Genomic DNA, 18,595 nt, shown 5'->3' on the forward strand with positions numbered 1-18,595 from the left:
GGTGCTCACGAATGTCAAATTCGCTCCGCTCCGATGCTCGTCCTTCCTAGACTGCAAAGGTTTTCTATCACGCTGAAAAGAAGACAAAGGGCTAAAATCAAGATCATTTTAGCCCTTTGTCAACAGTCTGAAACCACTCGGTATGAGTGGTTTTTTTCTGTTTAAAAATAACTTTCCCCGAGTCGTTTGAAAACAGGCTTTGTGTAATGTGATTTTTGTCTTGTGGCGGCAGGTTTTTCTTTTAAACCGACATACGTTTGAAGTATTTGCTTTGCTCGGTTTAATGACATATTCGCTTTCGGATTGCGATATGATTGATTTAAATTTCCTAAGTGTGGCAAAAATTCGAAGTCTTCTTTCGTTGGTGGCAGGTGAAAATAATAATCTCCAATTTCAATCAGCACGTCGGACTGTTGTTGACTATACTTGGGATTGTTAGAGAAATGTAGGCCGACTTTTCTTCCTTTACCTTCTTGCAATAGTTTTTGCAGCGCGCGTTTTTTCAAAAGATAAAGAAACTTGGGGTTTGGTGCGGTTTTAGCATGGCGGTTAACAGTATAAATGGCTTTTGCGATGTTTTCTGCTGTAGGTTCTATGTCTTTAGTATGAGCATAATCGTCCATTTTTTCTCTCCTTTGTCTTTCGTCTTCCTGTGCTTAGTATAAATTATACGTTTTTATTAGTAAATTGCAAATAGAGTTATTGTAAAAAGAAAACCTTTGGTATAAAGGAATTAGGGAGGGTTAAAAAATTTGTGTGTTCGAATCCTTCCTAACTTCCCCAAAATTTATAAATTCACGCCTCTTCAAAAACTTCAACTGATTCTATTTCTGTTGATTTTATAGTAAGTATATAAGTTATTAATCATTTGAAGGTTATTTCTTAGAAGGTCTGCACTATTCTTTTGCTTATCAGTATAGTCGCATGAGTAAGTCGTAAACTGTGAATGGTAAATTTTTTAGATTGAGGTTATCGATAACAGATTGACAGCATAAAGGAGATGTCAGAGGAACAGTCTCGAAAAGCGTGAAAACAAGTAAAGCTTTTGTCCATAAATGGATAGGGGCTTTAACTGGAGAAACTTGGTTATACGGTTGGTTAAAACGTGATATGATTGTAAAAAGGAGGTAAAATCATGACAATCAAAAAAGCGTTCAATATAGGTTATTTTGTTTTGCTTTTATCTTTTATTGTCGTATATTTCTTGCTTCCAGTCGATCAATTATTTACAGCAATTATGATCCTAACCGTATTATTTGGAGTATATCAATTTGTGATTTTCAAGAAACTAAAAGAACAAAAACAGCCATAAGAAATGCCCTAGTCTGCATTCGTCGAGGGCATTGAAAATTATGCCATTCTCATTGCTTGTATTTTCAATAATTATTTATGATGGGTCTAAAACATCTTCTTCATTTTAGCAAACACGCTATCTGTCATCAGTTTTCCTCTACCTGTTTTATCTGGAGAAGATCCAGCTGTTTTAATTTTCTATATGCTAAAGGTGTCGTATTTTTTATTCTTTTAAACAAATTGATAAAATAGCTTGTGCTGTTGAAGCCTACTTTGTAGGCGATTTCTGTGATAGTGAAATCCGTTTCTTGAAGCAGGATGAGGCTTTGCTGAATTCTATATTCATTTACATAATGCATAGGTGATTTCTTTAAAATGTCCTTGAAGGATCTGCAGCATTCTGAGCGGCTAAGCTGCCCTGCACGAGCAATATCTTGGAGAAGGACCTTTTCGTGATAATGCTGATGAATCCAATTCAGCATGTGTTTCATCCGTTCATTTTTATCGTGTTGACGCGCATCATGTTTCATTTGGAAGCCATTTTGTAATAAGCTTTTCCAAATGGTGATGAGCTGAATATTGAGTTCAAGTTCATAATAGACTGGAGTTTCATCAATTAATTGTTGAATGGTTTGAATACATTGATAAATATGTTTAGGCCAGTGATCTTTTTGGTTGAGTAAAATATAAGGTGTCTGGCTCGCATGCATATAAGGATGGACAAAAGTGGTGAATAATTCATTCGCTGTGATGAAAGAGGGAGAGACATTTAAACAAACATAAGTACATGCCGTCCCATTCGCATCTTTTGCCATGTGCAGGCACCCACTATTGATGAAAATGCCATCTCCTTGCTTTACATATAATGTCTCTTCATTGATATGAAATTCAGCCTCACCCTCTAAAATAAAGACAAATTGAAACTCGTCATGCCAGTGAAGAGGAATATAGCCGCTTCTATGATGACGAATCTTCGTATGATAAAGAGCAATGGGCCATGTTGTCGTGGAATGCTCTGTTAATTCTTTCAGGTTGTAGTCAATTAGAAAATGATGGTTGTGCATAATTCTCCTCAATATTCTTTTATTTTTATGTTCAATTAATATATCAATATGTAACAAAGTGAACTACTATCAACTATATTATCATGATTTGTTGAGAATTGAGGAGAATGAAAATGAATAGGAGAAAGGGCATTTTACTTGTACTCATAGGCGCTATCTGCTGGGGAGTAGGAGGAACGATTTCACAAAAATTGTTTCAGCAATATCGGATTGATGTCAATTGGCTTGTGACGGTCCGGCTGCTCATTTCAGGAGGATTGCTTTTATTGGTTCATGTGATGACAAAAGAAAAAACACATCTGATCGGTGTGTGGCAAAAGAAGAGGACAGCGATGCAAGTCATTCTATTTGGGCTAATGGGGATGCTGGCTGTTCAATATACTTATATGGCATCCATTCAACATGGAAATGCTGCTGTGGCAACGCTGCTGCAGTATACAGCCCCTGTTATGATTATCGTGTATTTGGTCATTCGCAGGCAATCAACCTTCACTAGAAGAGATCTGGTCACAGTGGTATTGGCTTTAGCGGGTATGTTTTTCTTATTGACGAATGGTTCTATTTCAACATTAACCGTTCCATTTGCGGCAGTGATGTGGGGAATATTATCGGCTGTGGCGCTCTCGTTTTATACGTTATATCCAATCAGCCTGTTAAAACAATTCGACTCTCTAGTGGTTGTCGGCTGGGCGATGCTGATAGGAGGAGGTGCCCTTAGCTTGATCCATCCTCCATGGAAGGTCAATCTCACTCATTTACCTTTTGAAGCGTATGTCTATTTATTATTTGTGGTCATATTTGGAACAATGATCGCTTTTTGGTTTTATAATAGAAAGTTTGCAATACTTATCACCAAAAGAGTCAAGCTTCATTGGCAGTGTTGAGCCCCTTGCAGCAGTCGTCACGACTGTTTTCTGGTTAAAAGAGCCATTCTGACTTTTCCAATGGATAGGGACAGCTTGCATTGTCTATATGATTTTATTTTTGGCATTGTATCAGCCGAAAATTGAACAATAGAAGGAATGATAAGAAGAATTGACTGAATGAAATATAAATAAAGTGAACTATTAGTTCATGATAACTACCTATTTATTAAAATGGGTAGTTTCTCAAATGATATTTTTTTATATGATGTAAGCAGATGAATTATTTTGTATGAATAGAATAAGCGCAATAAAAACAACCATTAAAGTCCGTTTCATTCGTCATTTGTTTAGCTTCGCCCATGGCGCTTTCCCCATTCATATGCATGCCAATCAATGTACGGCTTGCAGCATCACCTAAAAATGCACAATCTTCTGTATGTACAACAAACTGTCCCTGTTCATTTTTTGTATGAATAAAATAGTAACTTTTTAGCATTTCTTTCACCTCCAACCTGATTATCCTACTATAAAATGTTTAATGATGTAAAGGAATTTTATTGTGAAAAGCAAGAAAAAATGGATCAACAAAACAAAAAGAGAGGTGCTAAATGGATGGAGGGGTTAGTAAAGCGAGGTATATGTAATTTATTTATGCCTGCTTCAAGCAGATTCTATGGGCAGAGGAAATGACATGAAGGATGTTTCAGCCATGCAAAAAGGACTTTCCCGAAAAGAAAGTCCTTTTTGCTATTTACTTATTGAACTCCCTGACCCTTTAGTTCACGCTGCACGTCTAAGTCGGCAGCTTCTCTGCTGAACTTTGGCAGTGTAATGAAGTAAAAAAGGAAAACGAGTAAAATAATAAAGCCCATTCCGTAATAAATATAAGAAACATTTGTGATGAGTTTTGGGAATAATACAGCAATCAGACCTAATGTCATCGATTGAGCAAACATAGTGAGCGGATCAACCCATCCTGACACACGGCCCATCAGGCGAGGGTGGACGATTTTAGGCAGCCAGCCGCCAATGACAATGTTGACTGGGCCAATGCATGTACCAATGACAAATGATGTGACATAAAATAACCATAATGTATGGGTAGAACCAAGGACAAAAATCAAAATACCTGCGACCAGAATTGGAATCGACATGAGATATTGCATCTTTACCTTCTTAGCGAGGACAGAGCCCATTAAGCTTCCAACGAGCAGTCCTGCACCGATCGCAATTGTAAAGAAGGATGTATGCAGTTCAAAATGGTCCGGTGAAAGTCCATATTTCATTGTAAACATCGGAAGAACGGCAAATGCGCCATTGACTAAACCGAAAACAAAAAAGCCAAAAATTAAAGAAGCCAATAATTTATTTTTTAAAATATATAGTATGCCTTCTTTAAAATCTTTCAGAGACGTTTTGATGGTCATGCCTCTCCAGCCGGCTTGTCCATTTGGCTGACGCGCTTCAATTGGAATGTTACATGAACGAATCAGGATACCTGAAATAATAAAGCTGATTAAATCAATTGTAATGGCACCGTGAAGGCCAATCGTTTTATACATAATGGCACCGAGTCCAACGCCAAATACCATGAATAAACTAAACAGCATTTGATTTAAGCCGGCGGCTTTTGCATATTGATCTTTATTTAAAATGGCCTGAACGAGAGAAGCTTCAGCTGGGTAGAAGAATTTCGTAATGGCACTTCGAATAAACAAGATCAAGAAAATAAGCGGCAGTGAATTAAAATAAATAACGATGAATAATACAATCGTCAGCCCAGCTCGTATCCAATCACAATTCTCTGCGACTTTTTTACGATCAAAACGGTCTGCGACCACACCGACCATAAAAAAGACAAAGATGGTAGGAAGAGAATACATAAGCTCAGCCAATGTGGCGTATGCGGGCTGATGACTAAAATGGTCGAGCAAATAAAAGGCAAACGCCATATTGCCTACTGTTGTCCCCATTTGCGAAGCAAATGCTGCAAAAAAGAGACGAACAAAATTTCTGTTTTTAAAAATATCCATAAATACGCTCCTTAACCTGAAGATCCCACTTTATATCATATAAAATTTTAACCATTCGTACAATTGATTTCATCTACTGGCTAATGGTCACAGGTGTTCCGTTTGGAACGAGTGAAGCAAGCTCGATGACATTCTGATTATACATGCGAATGCATCCTCTAGAAACAGCTTTACCAATTGAAGACGGGTTATTCGTACCGTGAATGCCGTAATGAATTTTTGAGAGGCTCAGCCAATAAGCGCCAAAGGGACCTCCTGGGTTTGGCTGTCTGTTGACAATATAATAAGAACCTGTCGGTGTCATATTTAAAATTTTCCCTGTGGCAATCGGATACGAACGAATAAGCTGTGATCCAGAAAACAAAACAAGACGTTTCGTTGAAATCGAAACAAAGATGCGGTAAGGGATCGTATTAGGATCCGGCAAACCAGGAATGATGATGACCTCATTTTGTTCGGGCTCGCGAGCTTGAAGTGACGGATTTGCAGCCTTTAAGGCATCTGTTGTTGTTCGAAAATCAAGTGCTATAGAAGCAAGGGTTTCTCCACTTTTCACCGTGTATCGAAGCACCAAAGCACACTCCTTTTACTCAAATAAAAGAAGCCATGATGCCGTCACTTAACATACTATATGGACGGAATCAGGCTCCGTAAGGTTTCTCCTAACATTTGTCATGAGAAAGATCTTGATTATACATATGCAGGTGAGGGCGGTTTGGCTTCTATTTATACGCAAGATGTCAAGGTAAAAAAGGTTAACTCGGGTTTGGCTAAAAACCGAAGCGGCAGCCGCGTTGTTCCAAGTCCACGGTTGACATAGATGCGGTGCTGATCGCTGCCGTATAAACCTTCTACATATGTACGGCCGTAAGGTGCTGTGAGAATCGGCCCATAGAAAGGCAGCTGTACTTGACCGCCATGCGTATGCCCGGAAAGCTGCAAGTTAATAGGTGTTGTTTTCAGCTCTAATGCGGCATCAGGCTCATGGACGAGCAGTAACGTAAATAAATCAGTTGATACTTCCCGTTTGATCAAATCGTAATCAGGCACGCTCATCATGAGATCATCCAGTGAAGCAATTTGAATATGCGCATGATCTTTTTCTAATAGAAACACATCATTTTTACATAATGTAAATCCACAAGCCTCCATTGTTTTCTCATAAAGCTCCACGCCAAATGGTCCGTAGTCATGATTTCCGTAGATGGCAAGCTTACCGAACGGAGCATGAAGCTTATTCAAATAAGCCTTCGCTTTTTCATGCTCTTCAGAGGATGCTTGAAAATCAACGAGATCACCTGTGAACACAATGAGATCTGGAGATGCAGCATTGATTTTCTGAACAATGGCTTCTAGATCCTTCGCAGGGAATGTATCACTCAAATGAACGTCACTAAATTGGGCGATTTTAAACTGGTCAAATGAAGCTGGAAGCTGAGCATCTTGAATGGTCAGTGACACGGTATCGATCATGCGCGGCTCAATGTACCTGGCATATCCATATCCACAACTTGTAGCCAAAAAACCGAGAATACTCGCACCAGCTGCTCCTTTTAAAAATTGTCTGCGGGAAAGCTGCTTCATATAAGACTCCTTTATAAATAAATCTAAGTATAGCATCATATTTGGATAATCTCCCATATGGTGCACCGAGGGTCAATCATGATATGATAGACAATAATGAATGAATAGTCATTCAAATGACACAGAGGGGGAGAACAAATGACGAAACAAACAGTGATTGTCACAGGGGGATCAAGCGGTATGGGGAAGGCGATGGCTGCTCATTTGGCAGCAGAGGGCTGGAATGTCGTGATTACTGGTAGAACGGAAGAGACGCTGGAAAAGACGGCAAAAGAAATGAAACAGAAGGGCGGATCGGTCGCTTATTTTCAAATGGATGTACGAAACCCAGAGGATGCTGACCAAATGGTCAAGTTTGCAGTGGATACATTCGGTGATGTCGATGCCCTCATTAACAACGCAGCAGGAAATTTTTTAGTGCCAGCAGAAAAACTGTCTCCTAACGGCTGGAAGGCTGTCATTGATATTGTGTTAAATGGTACATTTTTTTGCAGCCATGCAGTGGGGAATTACTGGATTCGTCAAAAGAAAAGGGGAAGTATGATTAACATGGTGGCCACCTATGCATGGGGTGCTGGTGTAGGCGTGGCGCATTCGGCGGCAGCAAAGGCTGGTGTGTTGTCTCTCACTCGAACGCTTGCTGTGGAATGGGGGAAGCAATATCGAATTCGCGTCAATGCGATCGCACCAGGTCCAATTGAGAGAACAGGCGGTGCAGATAAACTATGGGAATCTGAAGAGGCAGCGCAAAGAACATTAGATAGTGTTCCTCTTGGAAGACTGGGCACACCTGAGGAAATTGCAGCGCTTGCGAGCTTTTTATTGTCTGAGCATGCGTCTTATATAAATGGAGATTGTATCACGATGGATGGGGGACAATGGCTCAACCAATCACCATTTTGATTGACGATGTAAGACCTGCTTTTGATGTGGTATAATCACACAAAGAGAGAAGCAGGTGATGAAAATGGTCGATCCATTGGATATTTTAACGAATATTGAAGATGTTTTCCCGCACTATCAAGCAATATTCAGTGCGGAAGAGCAAAAAGTGATAGGCTATGAGATTCTAGGAAGAATGAAGCTTGAGTCAGAAACGGTCAGCCTAGGCTCCTTCTTTACGGATTCATCTATTCCTGACGAATATAAATTGGAAGTAGATCACAAAGTATTGACTCAAGCACTTGATCTCTTCACAACTGCAGATGACGATTTGCTCATTTTTATTAATCATGATGCCAATATCCTCATGCTGGATCATGGAGAAAGCTTTTTAGAACTTTTAAAGGAATATGAAGCAAGGGGCATTCAGCTTAACCGGTTTGTTATTGAGTTTGCAGAGCATACGTTTAGCGGCGACATTGAACAGCTATACCATACGTTAACGTATTATCGTACATATGGGATTAAAATCGCCGTCTCAAATATAGGAAAAGAAAGCAGTAATCTGGACCGGATTGCCTTGCTTTCACCTGATTTATTAAAAATAGATTTACAGGCATTAAAGGCATCGGCTCCGTCTCCTTCCTATGAATATGTCTTGTACAGCATTTCATTGCTTGCAAGAAAAATAGGAGCTGCCTTAATTTATGAGGATATTGAAGCAAATTTCCAGCTGCAGTATGCTTGGAGAAATGGCGGAAGATATTTTCAAGGGTTCTATCTTCATGAGCCTGCAGGAGAATTAATCGACCGAAGCCACCGAAAAGATCAGCTTAGAGAAGAATTTCAGCAATTTATTGCCCATGAGAAAAAGAAGCTGCAAGCGGTCTACGAACATTCTGAAACATTTTATAAACGAATTCATCAAGCTGTTACGACTTTAAAGAAATCATGCAGCACAAATGATGAGCTCATTCAAAAACTGGCACTTGAACTAACAGATTGCAGCTTCCGGATTTATATGTGTAATGAAGAAGGCTTTCAAATCACTGGAAATGTGTTCAAAAAAGAAGAAGAATGGCTGTTTCAGCCGGAGTATATCGAAAAAAACTGGAGCTGGCGTCCTTATTTCCTAGCAAATATTCTTCAAATGAGAATTAGCGGAAAAGGATTTTTCAGCGATATTTACAGTGATTTAGAAACCGGTGAGAGGATACGTACGTTTTCTTATCCTTTAGAGGGAGATATGTATTTGTTTATAGACCTTCCGTATGCTTATTTATATGAGCAAGATGGATTAATTTGAAGACGCGGCGTGAAGACAAACCCCCGCATTCGTTGTCAGTCCTGCGTGCCAGTGCCCGCGAATGGACAATTCGCTCCGCTCCGGTACTCGCCCTTCCTAGACTTCAAAGGTTTTTTATCACGCTGAAATATAAACAAAAGGCATTTTAGCCTTTTGTCATCAATCTGGCAGCCTTACAGGCTGCTCAGCGTGTAGACAAACCCTCGCATTCGTTGTCAGTCCTGCGCGCTGGTGCTCACGAATGTCAAATTCGCTCCGCTCCGGTGCTCGTCCTTCCTAGACTTCAAAGGTTTTCTATCACGCTGAAAGGAAGACAAAGAGCTAAAATAAAGATCATTTTAGCTCTTTGTCAACAATCTGGGCAGCCTTACAGGCTGCTTTTTTTGATAGAAAAAAGAAATAAAAAATGGTTGACAATGAAACTGATAATCATTATCATTTAGTTATAGAGAGAAGCTACTCTCTGTTCCCCAACCCCTCTATCAGATCAAGATCCAAAAAACTTGGCGCTACCCCCGCCAAGTTTTTTTTGTGCTTCAATCTTTCCCTTCATGCATAGGACAGCCCAAACCTTCCATACATCTTAAGTGATGATAGTTAGACGGTAGGAGGGAAACATCATGATCAAACGTGACACGCGGCTGCTCATTGATTTGCCAAGACCAGATCACCCAGATGCAAATGGTGCCGCTGCTGTGCAAGAATTACTCGGCGGAAAATTCGGTGAAATGTCCACATTAAATAATTACATGTTTCAATCCTTTAACTTTAGAGGAAAACGAAAACTCAAACCGTTTTATGACCTCGTATCCAGTATTACGGCTGAAGAATTCGGTCATGTTGAGCTTGTCACCACAGCCATCAATCTCATGATTACAGGAACCACCCATGGCGGGGATCCAGATACGACGCCGATGAAGGCAGCTGTCGATAAACGAAATACACAGCATTTTATTCAAACAGCCCAAACAGGCTATCCGTTTGATTCAATGGCAAAACCTTGGACCGGAGAGAATGTGTTCTCAAGTGGCAACCTCATTCTTGATCTTCTCCATAATTTCTTTCTTGAGTGCGGAGCACGTACGCACAAAATGCGCGTATATGAAATGACGGATCATCCTACAGCAAGAGAGATGATCGGTTATTTACTTGTCAGGGGCGGCGTGCATATTGTGGCATATGCAAAGGCACTTGAAGTCGCTACAGGAGTAGATGTGGGGAAGATGCTGCCAATCCCAAACCTCGACAACAAATACTTTGACTCAGCGAGAAAATTTGAAGATCAGAATATTCATACAAAGCTGTATACATTTAGTGATACGGATTACAAGGATATCAATAAAATTTGGAAAGGCAATCATCCGATTGATGGAAAGCCGCTGACAGTCATTGAGGGCACTCCGCAAGGTGCACCTGTGCCAGATTATAGAGAATTACCGGAAGAGTTTGCTCCAGGCATTTCAAAAGAGGATTTTGACGAAATTGCGAAACGACTGATGAGATCTGCTGGTTTATAAAAATCATAGTGCATGAGATGAGAAAAAAGACTCAAACTAAAAAAACAGATTCTTTTTCTTTTTTTGAATTCAAGAGGAAAAATATCATCTGAGAACACTTTATGGTATGATGCTTTGTAGGACTTGTGTATAATCAATACGGGTTCATCTTGAGTTGTTTTTTTGAAAGGAGTCTTTTTTTAGAATGTCACAATTAATGGGTATTATTACAAGGCTGCAAAGTCTTCAAGAGACAGCAGAAGCTGCAAACGAGCCGGCACAGCGTTATTTCGAAGTGAACGGTGAGAAAATCTGTAGTGTTAAGTATTTCGAAAAGAATCAAACGTTTGAATTGACTGTTTTTCAACAAGGGGATAAGCCAAATACTTTCCCATTTGACAACATTGATATGATTTCGATTGAGATTTTTGAGCTTCTACAATCCTAAGCTGAATCGTATGAAATGTTTTTTCTGAGGATTCCTTCGTTTATTGCGGCAGCATACATGGATCATCATAGATGATATGTACAAATGGAAGATGATCAATCAGCGCATTTTTCGGATAAGAGACCATTAAAAAGGAGTTCCTTTCTGTGAGTGATTCTTTTTTCTACAATCTTTCTGAAGATCGTTTAGCGTTTTCTGATGTCGTCATGAGAATGAAAGACTTTATTCGAAAAGACCCTAGATCCGCCTATTTGTTATCAATTGGTACGGACTCTCAGGTCAATCAAAATGTCACAACATTTATGACTGCAATTCATCTCCACCGGATTGGCAAAGGAGCTTGGGGCTGTCTCACACAACAAGTGATCGAGAGACCCGTGAAAAGTCTTAGAGAAAAAATTTCATTAGAGACAGCGTTTAGCCAAAAGGTATGTGCAGACATCCTTGAGGGGCCTTTAACAGAACTGATGGATTTGCTTCTTCCGTTTGCTGAGGAAGGGGCAGACCTTCGTTTTGAAGCCCATCTGGATATTGGCAAAAAAGGAAGTACGAAAGAGCTGATTCAGGAAATGACCGGAATGATCACAGCTATGGGAATTGAAGCAAAAATAAAACCCGACTCATATGCAGCATTTTGCTATGCCAATCGATACACAAAATAAATTCCGTCATTTTTCTCCAAACCTTGTCGAAACGTGCGGTTGACGATTCGATTCTAGTTCCTTATTCTAGCTGTATAGAGAGGAAGCAGACATTCAAAAGCCTGCTAATCAATATAAAAGCATATATGAAACAGGGGGCCTGATGTTGAATGAGCGTCATCGAAAATCGTTTTAATGAAGAAGAGAAAAAGCTATTATTAAACGTATTGCTGAATCAGGAATATGCTGTCGAATTACTAAGCAGTGAGATCAATGATATAGAATGTGGAACAAAAAATGTCGACGACAATACGTATAAGCAATTGATCACATTGTATGACAGAGTAAGGTTTGAGAATTAATATTGGTTTTAACATTCTATTAGATACTCGGGGGCTGAGTATCTTTTTTATGCAGAAAAAATCTTTCGACAAAATTCGTTTTAGTTTATGCTTAATCGTAATGGGGAATGTATGATTGATGATTGAGAGAAAAGGGGTCGAAGAAACATGATAGAGATAGAACCGACTCAATTGCTTGAGTCCACAGTAGCCGAGCATATGATTGATGCAGATAAAGTCGCACATGTTCAAATTGGAAATAACCTTGAGCATGCCCTATTGGTTCTAACAAAAACAGGATATACAGCCATACCGGTATTAGACGCTTCTTATCATTTACACGGGTTAATTGGAACGAATATGATTATGGATAAAATCTTCGGTTTAGAACGAATCGAATTCGAGAAGCTCGACCAGTTGAAGGTTGAAGAGGTCATGCTGACGGATATTCCGAGACTTAAAACAAAAGATCCTGTACTAAAAGGCGTTCATGCTGTGACGAATAATGGATTTGTTTGTGTAGAAAATGAGGAGCAGGTCTTTGAAGGCATTTTTACTCGACGAGTTGTATTAAAGCGCTTAAATGAGGTCATTCATTCCGCAAAAAAATGAGCTGCAGCCCAGCTTATTTTTTTTGCCTTCATAAGTTAAAATTTATATAATGAGCATATAAAATAAGAAAAACTTATAGAGAGAAAGGGGACGCCCATGCAGCTTCAAGAGTTACATATGCTTGTTGTGCTAAGTGAAGAATTGAATATGAGAAAGGCTTCGGAACGGCTCTTTGTCTCTCAGCCTGCATTATCTCAAAGATTGCAGACGATCGAAAAGGAATGGGGAACCAAAATCTTTTTTCGTTCACAAAAGGGGCTGACCGTGACTTCGGCAGGTGAACAGATTATTCAATTTGCAAAAGAGGTGACGGTTGAACAGGATCGAGTGAGAGAGCGGATTGATGAACTTGAGGGTGACATTCACGGTACACTCAAGCTTGCGGTGGCGTCGATTATTGGACAGCACTGGCTGCCTAAGGTGTTAAAGCGGTATGTTGAAAAATATCCAAATGCCAAAGTATCACTCGTTACTGGCTGGAGCAGTGAAATGCTCAAAAGCTTGTATGAAGACCATGTGCACATAGGAATCATTCGCGGAAACCCTGATTGGAAGGGAACAAAGGAATACTTGATGACAGATCATTTATATTTAGTCGATTCCGTGATCAAGGACGTAGATGAATTAATTAAGACAGAGCGGCCATTTATCCAATTTAAAAGCGACAGCACATATTATCAGGAAATCCAGCACTGGTGGCACCAAAAGTTTAAAGTGTCTCCAAAGCAGACGATTTTAGTAGACCAAATTGAAACATGTAAACAAATGGCCTACCACGGCATCGGCTACGCCATTTTGCCTTCTGTTACCTTATATGACCACGAAAAAAGTGTTTATAAAACACCGCTTGTTGATGTGAACGGAGAGCAAATCGGCCGTGACACATGGCTGCTAGGCTATGAAGCGTCTTTTCAGTTAAAACAGGTACAAGCATTTGTCGGTGTGGTTAAAGAAATGCTTGAGAATGATGCCGTGTAAGTACCTTCTTGGAAGAAAGAAGGTGCTTTTTTAAGTCCTTCGACTTCATACACTATTTGAGGAGCGATTTCAACAAATGAGAAACAAACAGTTGATCAAAATCAACAAACCGAAATGGGGACATGATTTACGCGCGAGATGGCGTGAACGTTTTGCTCGTCATTTGTCAATCAAGGAACAAAAAGAGGCGGCAATAGATGACTTTCTATGGCATTTATGCAGCTCAGGAATGGTTACATGCCTTGAAAAAGATGAAGCGATTGACGCATTTCTGAAACAACCAAAGTACAAATGTACTGTTTTTTATCAATTTGTGAACGAGGCGTATCTGTTCGAAAATGCCAGCTCACTTTCAATCAATGATTTACCATATCAATCTGATAATATGGATTATAACGATATGTATGTGATGGATTGGAATGAAAAATGGACATTTGTGATGACGCATGAAACAGACTATGGTCCATATTTTATTCAAATAGAAGAAACGAGCGAATGATCAAGCCATGATCCTTTCGACATAAAACACCCGCCTTCCAGTTGGAATGAGCGGGTTTTTTATTTAGTGATGCTGGTTGATCAATGTCTTTTCATAAAAACATTTGACAATGAAAATCATTATCATTTAAAGTGTACATATAATAATTGAAAATGATTATCATTTAGATGAGGTGACCGATAGATGAAAGCACTAATTGCATTTGCGAGTATGTCTGGAAATACGGAAGATATGGCAGCGATCTTAAAGCAAACACTTGAAGGAAAAGGGATCGATACAGAAATGATGGAATTTGATGATACGAATGCAGAAGACCTTTCCTCATACGATTACGTATTCATTGGTTCTTATACATGGGGTGATGGAGATTTGCCTTATGAAGCAGAGGATTTTTATGAAGAGGTCTCTACTCTTGAACTTAGCCACATTAAAGCAGCTGTCTTTGGATCGGGTGATTACAGCTATCCGAAGTTTTGCGAGGCTGTCCATACATTCCATGACATGCTGAAATCAACGGGTGCATCTGTTTTTCCTGAAACATTAAAAATGGAGCTTGCACCGGATACAGATGAAGATGTGGTGTGCTGTCAGGAATTTGCTGCAAGCTTTTTAACGTGGGCTGCTTTATCTGAGAAACGAGTTGAAAATCATGTTTCATAAAGGAGCAACAGCCGTTGCAGCATCTAAAAGTGGTGGATACTTTGTTGCTGTAAAACGTGAAGGTATTTTTCACTATAGTGTGGAGAGCGGATGGCAGCAGCTGTTTAAGCTCAAGCATAAAATCCATGCGATCAGCTATATTGGCCCTTATTTATTCGGTGTTGGTGAAAATGGCACAGTAATTAGATCAGGAGATGAAGGCAACACATGGGCGTTATCTTCATTCCCAACAAATGCAGTCGTTTGGTCTATTACAGGACGCAAAGATGGGTTTGTATGTGCGCATGGAAAACATAGTATCTATGTGTCAAATGATTTCGGAATTTCCTGGGAAATTATGAAGCCATTTGCTCATGTGAATCATCCGCCGGTCATTCGTTCTTTATGTGCTGCAGGTGACCATCTTTATATTGGAACACAGATTCATGAGGTTCACGGAGGAATATGGATGTATGACTTAAAGAGTGAACAGATTTTTCTTCTAAACAGAGAGGAGCACCGCATGACGGCTTCTATGCTGCTCTGTCACGAACATCTTCTTGTTTGTGCGTTAGGTTCAAAAAAAGGCAAAAAAGGATCTGTTCAAATTTTAGATTTACATACAAATATACTGCATGATATTCAATCACAGGCCTTTGCTAGAGAAGAATCATTTTTGGATGTGTCAGAGGATAATGGCATTGTGTATGTGACCACCTCACAAGACGAACACGGATTTTCTAAAGTGTATCAGCTTGATATTGAGCAAAAAGAGCTCAAATGGTTTGATACGATCAAAGGACATGGTTTTCGTGTAGCCAATCAAAACGAAAACTTTTTCTGTGCGGGTTTATATGAAAGTAAGTTTGTCAGGCCATATGAGGAGCCTGCATTGATTCATTGATAAGGAGGAAGAAAAAGTGACAGAAAAGGTTTTATTGGTATATGCCACGATGTCTGGAAATACAGAAGCGATGGCAGATTTAATTGAAAAAGGTATAACGGAAGCAGGAGCCAGCGTAGACCGGCATGAAGCGATGGATATTGATGCCGAGCTGCTCAATGATTACTCGCATATTATGTTAGGTGCGTATACATGGGGAGATGGCGATCTTCCGGATGATTTTATTGATTTATATGAAGAAATGGAAGAGCTTGATTTAACGGGAAAAGCATTTGCAGTATTTGGTTCTGGCGATACATCTTACGAACATTTTTGCGGAGCTGTTGACCTAATTGAAGAAAAAGTGAAGGAGCTTGGCGGTGACATTGTCCTGCCCTCAGTTAAGATTGAGCTGAATCCAGAAGGTGAGGAAGAAGACGAATTAATTTCTTTTGGCAGACAATTTGTTCAGCTTCACCAGCAAGAAGCGGGATAATCGGTCCCGCTTGTTTTATTTTCCATTACGGAGATGACTCTTTCACTTGTCATTAAAACACTCCTTTGGTACAGTAATGAAGTATAAATTAAGAGGAGGACATACATACATGAAACAAATGGACGCTAATGAAATTATTTCATTTATTCAAAATAGTACAAAATCAACACCTGTCAAAGTCTATATCAAAGGTGACTTAGAAGGTATTGAGTTTGGTGAACATGCAAAAACATTTATCACAGGAAACACTGGAGTTGTTTTCGGTGAGTGGAGCGAAATTCAAGAAGCGCTGGCATCTAACAAAGATAAAATTGAAGATGTTGTCGTGGAAAATGACCGCCGCAACTCTGCAATTCCGATGTTAGATTTGAAAAACATTAAAGCCCGTATTGAGCCAGGGGCAATCATTCGTGACCAAGTTGAAATCGGTGATAATGCAGTCATTATGATGGGTGCTTCTATTAATATCGGTTCTGTGATCGGCGAAGGTACGATGATTGACATGAACGTGGTGCTTGGAGGCCGTGCGACAGTAGGTAAGAACTGTCATATCGGTGCTGGATCTGTTCTTGCAGGTGTCATTGAGCCGCCGTCTGCTAAACCAGTTGTTGTAGAAGATGACGTTGTTATCGGTGCGAACGCTGTTGTTCTAGAAGGCGTGACAATTGGTAAAGGTGCAGTAGTAGCTGCAGGTGCAATCGTTGTGAACGATGTAGAGCCTTACACAGTTGTAGCAGGTACACCTGCTAAGAAAATCAAAGACATTGATGAGAAAACAAAAGGTAAGACTGAAATTAAACAAGAACTGCGTCAGCTTTAATTTATATAATTCGCAGCTGAAGACAAAGACGTGGATGAGATATCCACGTCTCAGGTTGTTGACAAAGGGCTAAAATGATCTTTATTTTAGCCCTTTGTCTTCTTTTCAGCGTGAAAGAAAACCTTTGAAGTCTAGGAAGCTCGAGCACTGGAGCGGAGCGAATTTGACATTCGTGAGCACCAGCGCGCAGAGCTGACAACGAATGCGAGGGTTTGTCTACACGCTGAGACGTGGATGAGATATCCACGTCTTATTCGTATAGAAGAAAGGAAGTGAGTTCACTTGTTAAATCGTGAGCAATTAATATCCATTCGAAGAGATTTACACCAAATCCCTGAGCTTGGTTTCCAAGAATTTAAAACACAAGCGTATCTCATTCAGCACCTTAATACCTATTCAAAAGATCGAGTTGAGATTGAAACGTGGCGAACTGGGCTTTTTGTGAAAGTGAAGGGAACAAATCCAACGCGCGTATTTGCTTATCGTGCAGATATGGACGGACTGTCTATTCCTGAGGAAACAGGGTATCCATTTGAATCTGTGCATGAAGGAAAGATGCATGCATGTGGACATGACCTTCATATGACCATTGCACTTGGTATCATTGATCATTTCGTCCATGAACCGATCAAAGAAGACGTATTATTTATTTTCCAGCCAGCAGAAGAAGGGCCAGGCGGAGCTGAACCGATGCTTACAAGTGATGTATTGAAAAAATGGACGCCAGACTTTATTACAGCGCTGCATATTGCACCTGAATATCCTGTTGGAACTATTGCTACGAAGCCTGGTTTGTTATTTGCCAATACGAGTGAGCTTGTGATTGAGCTTGAAGGAAAAGGCGGACACGCTGCATATCCTCATTTAGCCAATGATATGGTTGTTGCTGCAAGTGCACTTGTAGGTCAGCTGCAATCGGTTATTTCGCGTAATGTCGATCCCCTTGATAGTGCGGTCATTACAGTCGGCACGATTACCGGCGGAACGGCTCAAAATATTATTGCGCAGCATGCAAAGCTTGACGGTACCATTCGCACACTATCCCCAGAGTCTATGGACAAGGTGAGAAAGAGAATTGAAGCACTGGCAAAAGGCATTGAAATTGGCTACGAATGCAAGGCAACCGTTCAATACCCTTCCTCTTATTACGAAGTGGACAATTCAAAGGATTTGACTGAGGAATTTATGTCATATGTAGCCGAAGAAGGGCTAGCGAATGTGATAGAATGCAGAGAAGCCATGACAGGAGAAGATTTTGGCTATATGCTGAAAAAGTATCCCGGCTTCATGTTTTGGTTAGGGGTCGATTCAGAATACGGCCTGCACCATGCAAAGCTCCAGCCTGATGAAAACGCGATAGAAACAGCTGTGAATGTCATGACGGCTTATTTTAAAAAGCAAGCTGGTGAATGAATAATCGAGCTGCCTCCTGTACACCTTATGAACAGGAGGTGTTCTTGATTATGACAAGAATTGGTGTAGAACCATCTTTATCCGATGTAGAAGAACTATTGAAGCAAAAAGGGTATGATGTCGTACGTATTCAAAATGAACAGCAAATGGATCAGTGTGACTGTTATGTCGTCACAGGACTAGATTCAAATGTTCTTGGCATTTCAGACACAACAACAAAGGCATCTGTTATTACAGCATCAGGTATGACGGCTGATGAAATTTGCCAAGAAGTAGAACAGCGTGTTCAATAAAACAAGAA

The 18,595-nt window shown here is 40.0% G+C and carries 22 protein-coding genes and 1 pseudogene; 17 read left to right on the top strand and 6 right to left on the bottom strand.

What is annotated here, in order from left to right:
• Positions 1 to 161: 161 nt before the first annotated feature.
• Entirely contained in the window at positions 162 to 623 is a 462-nt protein-coding gene (locus M1D81_RS06990) for a YkyB family protein (protein ID WP_456265200.1), read from the bottom strand.
• 512 nt (positions 624 to 1,135) lie between these two features.
• Between M1D81_RS06990 and M1D81_RS06995 the strand changes: the two genes are divergently transcribed.
• Complete coding sequence (locus M1D81_RS06995; RefSeq protein ID WP_456265199.1) at positions 1,136 to 1,312, top strand: hypothetical protein; 177 nt, start codon at positions 1,136 to 1,138, stop codon at positions 1,310 to 1,312.
• Between the two features lie 127 nt (positions 1,313 to 1,439).
• On the opposite strand, the gene M1D81_RS07000 is transcribed toward M1D81_RS06995, so the two are convergent.
• Positions 1,440 to 2,357 (bottom strand): AraC family transcriptional regulator, encoded by a 918-nt coding sequence (locus tag M1D81_RS07000; RefSeq protein WP_456265198.1) that lies wholly within the window; start codon positions 2,355 to 2,357, stop codon positions 1,440 to 1,442.
• A gap of 113 nt (positions 2,358 to 2,470) precedes the next feature.
• Here M1D81_RS07000 and M1D81_RS07005 point away from each other — a divergent pair.
• A pseudogene (locus tag M1D81_RS07005) lies at positions 2,471 to 3,374 on the top strand (DMT family transporter).
• 129 nt (positions 3,375 to 3,503) lie between these two features.
• On the opposite strand, the gene M1D81_RS07010 reads toward M1D81_RS07005, so the two are convergent.
• From M1D81_RS07010 to M1D81_RS07025, 4 genes are all read right to left on the bottom strand, one after another.
• Positions 3,504 to 3,719 carry a hypothetical protein gene (locus M1D81_RS07010; protein ID WP_024424712.1) on the bottom strand — a complete coding sequence of 72 codons (216 nt, stop codon included), beginning with the start codon at positions 3,717 to 3,719 and terminating at the stop codon, positions 3,504 to 3,506.
• Positions 3,720 to 3,978: 259 nt separating this feature from the next.
• A complete protein-coding gene (locus M1D81_RS07015; RefSeq protein WP_456265197.1) occupies positions 3,979 to 5,256 on the bottom strand; it encodes an MFS transporter in 1,278 nt (425 codons plus the stop codon).
• Between the two features lie 73 nt (positions 5,257 to 5,329).
• Entirely contained in the window at positions 5,330 to 5,827 is a 498-nt protein-coding gene (locus tag M1D81_RS07020; RefSeq protein WP_034623332.1) for a L,D-transpeptidase family protein, read from the bottom strand.
• A gap of 155 nt (positions 5,828 to 5,982) precedes the next feature.
• On the bottom strand, positions 5,983 to 6,840 hold the full coding sequence (locus tag M1D81_RS07025; protein WP_456265196.1) for a metallophosphoesterase: 858 nt from the start codon (positions 6,838 to 6,840) through the stop codon (positions 5,983 to 5,985).
• A 138-nt stretch (positions 6,841 to 6,978) separates the two neighbouring features.
• On the opposite strand from M1D81_RS07025, the gene fadH reads away from it, so the two are divergent.
• From fadH to M1D81_RS07100, 15 genes are all read left to right on the top strand, one after another.
• Positions 6,979 to 7,743 (top strand): 2,4-dienoyl-CoA reductase, encoded by a 765-nt coding sequence (gene fadH / locus M1D81_RS07030; protein WP_024426862.1) that lies wholly within the window; start codon positions 6,979 to 6,981, stop codon positions 7,741 to 7,743.
• A 64-nt stretch (positions 7,744 to 7,807) separates the two neighbouring features.
• On the top strand, positions 7,808 to 9,028 hold the full coding sequence (locus M1D81_RS07035) for an EAL domain-containing protein (protein ID WP_024426863.1): 1,221 nt from the start codon (positions 7,808 to 7,810) through the stop codon (positions 9,026 to 9,028).
• A gap of 620 nt (positions 9,029 to 9,648) precedes the next feature.
• Positions 9,649 to 10,545, top strand: coding sequence for a manganese catalase family protein (locus M1D81_RS07040; RefSeq protein ID WP_456265195.1), 897 nt, complete (start codon positions 9,649 to 9,651; stop codon positions 10,543 to 10,545).
• 184 nt (positions 10,546 to 10,729) lie between these two features.
• Entirely contained in the window at positions 10,730 to 10,972 is a 243-nt protein-coding gene (locus tag M1D81_RS07045) for a YkuJ family protein (RefSeq protein ID WP_003212254.1), read from the top strand.
• 146 nt (positions 10,973 to 11,118) lie between these two features.
• The gene (locus tag M1D81_RS07050) at positions 11,119 to 11,634 is read left to right on the top strand and encodes a ribonuclease H-like YkuK family protein (protein WP_456265194.1); all 516 of its coding nucleotides are present in this window, start codon (positions 11,119 to 11,121) and stop codon (positions 11,632 to 11,634) included.
• Positions 11,635 to 11,783: 149 nt separating this feature from the next.
• Positions 11,784 to 11,975 (top strand): antirepressor AbbA, encoded by a 192-nt coding sequence (gene abbA, locus M1D81_RS07055; protein WP_003210802.1) that lies wholly within the window; start codon positions 11,784 to 11,786, stop codon positions 11,973 to 11,975.
• Positions 11,976 to 12,122: 147 nt separating this feature from the next.
• On the top strand, positions 12,123 to 12,566 hold the full coding sequence (gene cbpB, locus M1D81_RS07060; protein ID WP_456265193.1) for a cyclic-di-AMP-binding protein CbpB: 444 nt from the start codon (positions 12,123 to 12,125) through the stop codon (positions 12,564 to 12,566).
• A gap of 96 nt (positions 12,567 to 12,662) precedes the next feature.
• Positions 12,663 to 13,544 carry a LysR family transcriptional regulator gene (locus tag M1D81_RS07065; protein WP_024424721.1) on the top strand — a complete coding sequence of 294 codons (882 nt, stop codon included), beginning with the start codon at positions 12,663 to 12,665 and terminating at the stop codon, positions 13,542 to 13,544.
• 76 nt (positions 13,545 to 13,620) lie between these two features.
• A complete protein-coding gene (locus M1D81_RS07070; protein ID WP_456265192.1) occupies positions 13,621 to 14,043 on the top strand; it encodes a DUF4275 family protein in 423 nt (140 codons plus the stop codon).
• A gap of 183 nt (positions 14,044 to 14,226) precedes the next feature.
• A complete protein-coding gene (locus tag M1D81_RS07075) occupies positions 14,227 to 14,703 on the top strand; it encodes a flavodoxin (RefSeq protein ID WP_456265191.1) in 477 nt (158 codons plus the stop codon).
• Positions 14,693 to 15,586 (top strand): WD40/YVTN/BNR-like repeat-containing protein, encoded by an 894-nt coding sequence (locus M1D81_RS07080; protein ID WP_456265190.1) that lies wholly within the window; start codon positions 14,693 to 14,695, stop codon positions 15,584 to 15,586. Before M1D81_RS07075 ends, M1D81_RS07080 begins: the two co-directional genes overlap by 11 nt.
• A 16-nt stretch (positions 15,587 to 15,602) precedes the next feature.
• A complete protein-coding gene (locus tag M1D81_RS07085) occupies positions 15,603 to 16,061 on the top strand; it encodes a flavodoxin (protein WP_024424724.1) in 459 nt (152 codons plus the stop codon).
• A 109-nt stretch (positions 16,062 to 16,170) separates the two neighbouring features.
• Positions 16,171 to 16,881: a 2,3,4,5-tetrahydropyridine-2,6-dicarboxylate N-acetyltransferase gene (dapD, locus tag M1D81_RS07090; protein WP_008347987.1), complete on the top strand. Its 711-nt coding sequence runs from the start codon at positions 16,171 to 16,173 to the stop codon at positions 16,879 to 16,881.
• Between the two features lie 282 nt (positions 16,882 to 17,163).
• A complete protein-coding gene (locus M1D81_RS07095; protein ID WP_456265189.1) occupies positions 17,164 to 18,294 on the top strand; it encodes an N-acetyldiaminopimelate deacetylase in 1,131 nt (376 codons plus the stop codon).
• Positions 18,295 to 18,344: 50 nt separating this feature from the next.
• Positions 18,345 to 18,587 carry a YkuS family protein gene (locus tag M1D81_RS07100; protein ID WP_003211408.1) on the top strand — a complete coding sequence of 81 codons (243 nt, stop codon included), beginning with the start codon at positions 18,345 to 18,347 and terminating at the stop codon, positions 18,585 to 18,587.
• Positions 18,588 to 18,595: the final 8 nt, after the last annotated feature.

Source organism: Bacillus sp. JZ105 (assembly GCF_053903125.1).

Bases quoted from the DNA above. Each gene is read 5' to 3' on its own strand.
- M1D81_RS06990 (WP_456265200.1), bottom strand. From the start codon at position 623: ATGGACGATTATGCTCATACTAAAGACATAGAACCTACAGCAGAAAAC.
- M1D81_RS06995 (WP_456265199.1), top strand. From the start codon at position 1,136: ATGACAATCAAAAAAGCGTTCAATATAGGTTATTTTGTTTTGCTTTTA.
- M1D81_RS07000 (WP_456265198.1), bottom strand. From the start codon at position 2,357: ATGCACAACCATCATTTTCTAATTGACTACAACCTGAAAGAATTAACA.
- M1D81_RS07010 (WP_024424712.1), bottom strand. From the start codon at position 3,719: ATGCTAAAAAGTTACTATTTTATTCATACAAAAAATGAACAGGGACAG.
- M1D81_RS07015 (WP_456265197.1), bottom strand. From the start codon at position 5,256: ATGGATATTTTTAAAAACAGAAATTTTGTTCGTCTCTTTTTTGCAGCA.
- M1D81_RS07025 (WP_456265196.1), bottom strand. From the start codon at position 6,840: ATGAAGCAGCTTTCCCGCAGACAATTTTTAAAAGGAGCAGCTGGTGCG.
- fadH (WP_024426862.1), top strand. From the start codon at position 6,979: ATGACGAAACAAACAGTGATTGTCACAGGGGGATCAAGCGGTATGGGG.
- M1D81_RS07035 (WP_024426863.1), top strand. From the start codon at position 7,808: ATGGTCGATCCATTGGATATTTTAACGAATATTGAAGATGTTTTCCCG.
- M1D81_RS07040 (WP_456265195.1), top strand. From the start codon at position 9,649: ATGATCAAACGTGACACGCGGCTGCTCATTGATTTGCCAAGACCAGAT.
- M1D81_RS07045 (WP_003212254.1), top strand. From the start codon at position 10,730: ATGTCACAATTAATGGGTATTATTACAAGGCTGCAAAGTCTTCAAGAG.
- abbA (WP_003210802.1), top strand. From the start codon at position 11,784: ATGAGCGTCATCGAAAATCGTTTTAATGAAGAAGAGAAAAAGCTATTA.
- cbpB (WP_456265193.1), top strand. From the start codon at position 12,123: ATGATAGAGATAGAACCGACTCAATTGCTTGAGTCCACAGTAGCCGAG.
- M1D81_RS07065 (WP_024424721.1), top strand. From the start codon at position 12,663: ATGCAGCTTCAAGAGTTACATATGCTTGTTGTGCTAAGTGAAGAATTG.
- M1D81_RS07070 (WP_456265192.1), top strand. From the start codon at position 13,621: ATGAGAAACAAACAGTTGATCAAAATCAACAAACCGAAATGGGGACAT.
- M1D81_RS07075 (WP_456265191.1), top strand. From the start codon at position 14,227: ATGAAAGCACTAATTGCATTTGCGAGTATGTCTGGAAATACGGAAGAT.
- M1D81_RS07080 (WP_456265190.1), top strand. From the start codon at position 14,693: ATGTTTCATAAAGGAGCAACAGCCGTTGCAGCATCTAAAAGTGGTGGA.
- dapD (WP_008347987.1), top strand. From the start codon at position 16,171: ATGAAACAAATGGACGCTAATGAAATTATTTCATTTATTCAAAATAGT.
- M1D81_RS07100 (WP_003211408.1), top strand. From the start codon at position 18,345: ATGACAAGAATTGGTGTAGAACCATCTTTATCCGATGTAGAAGAACTA.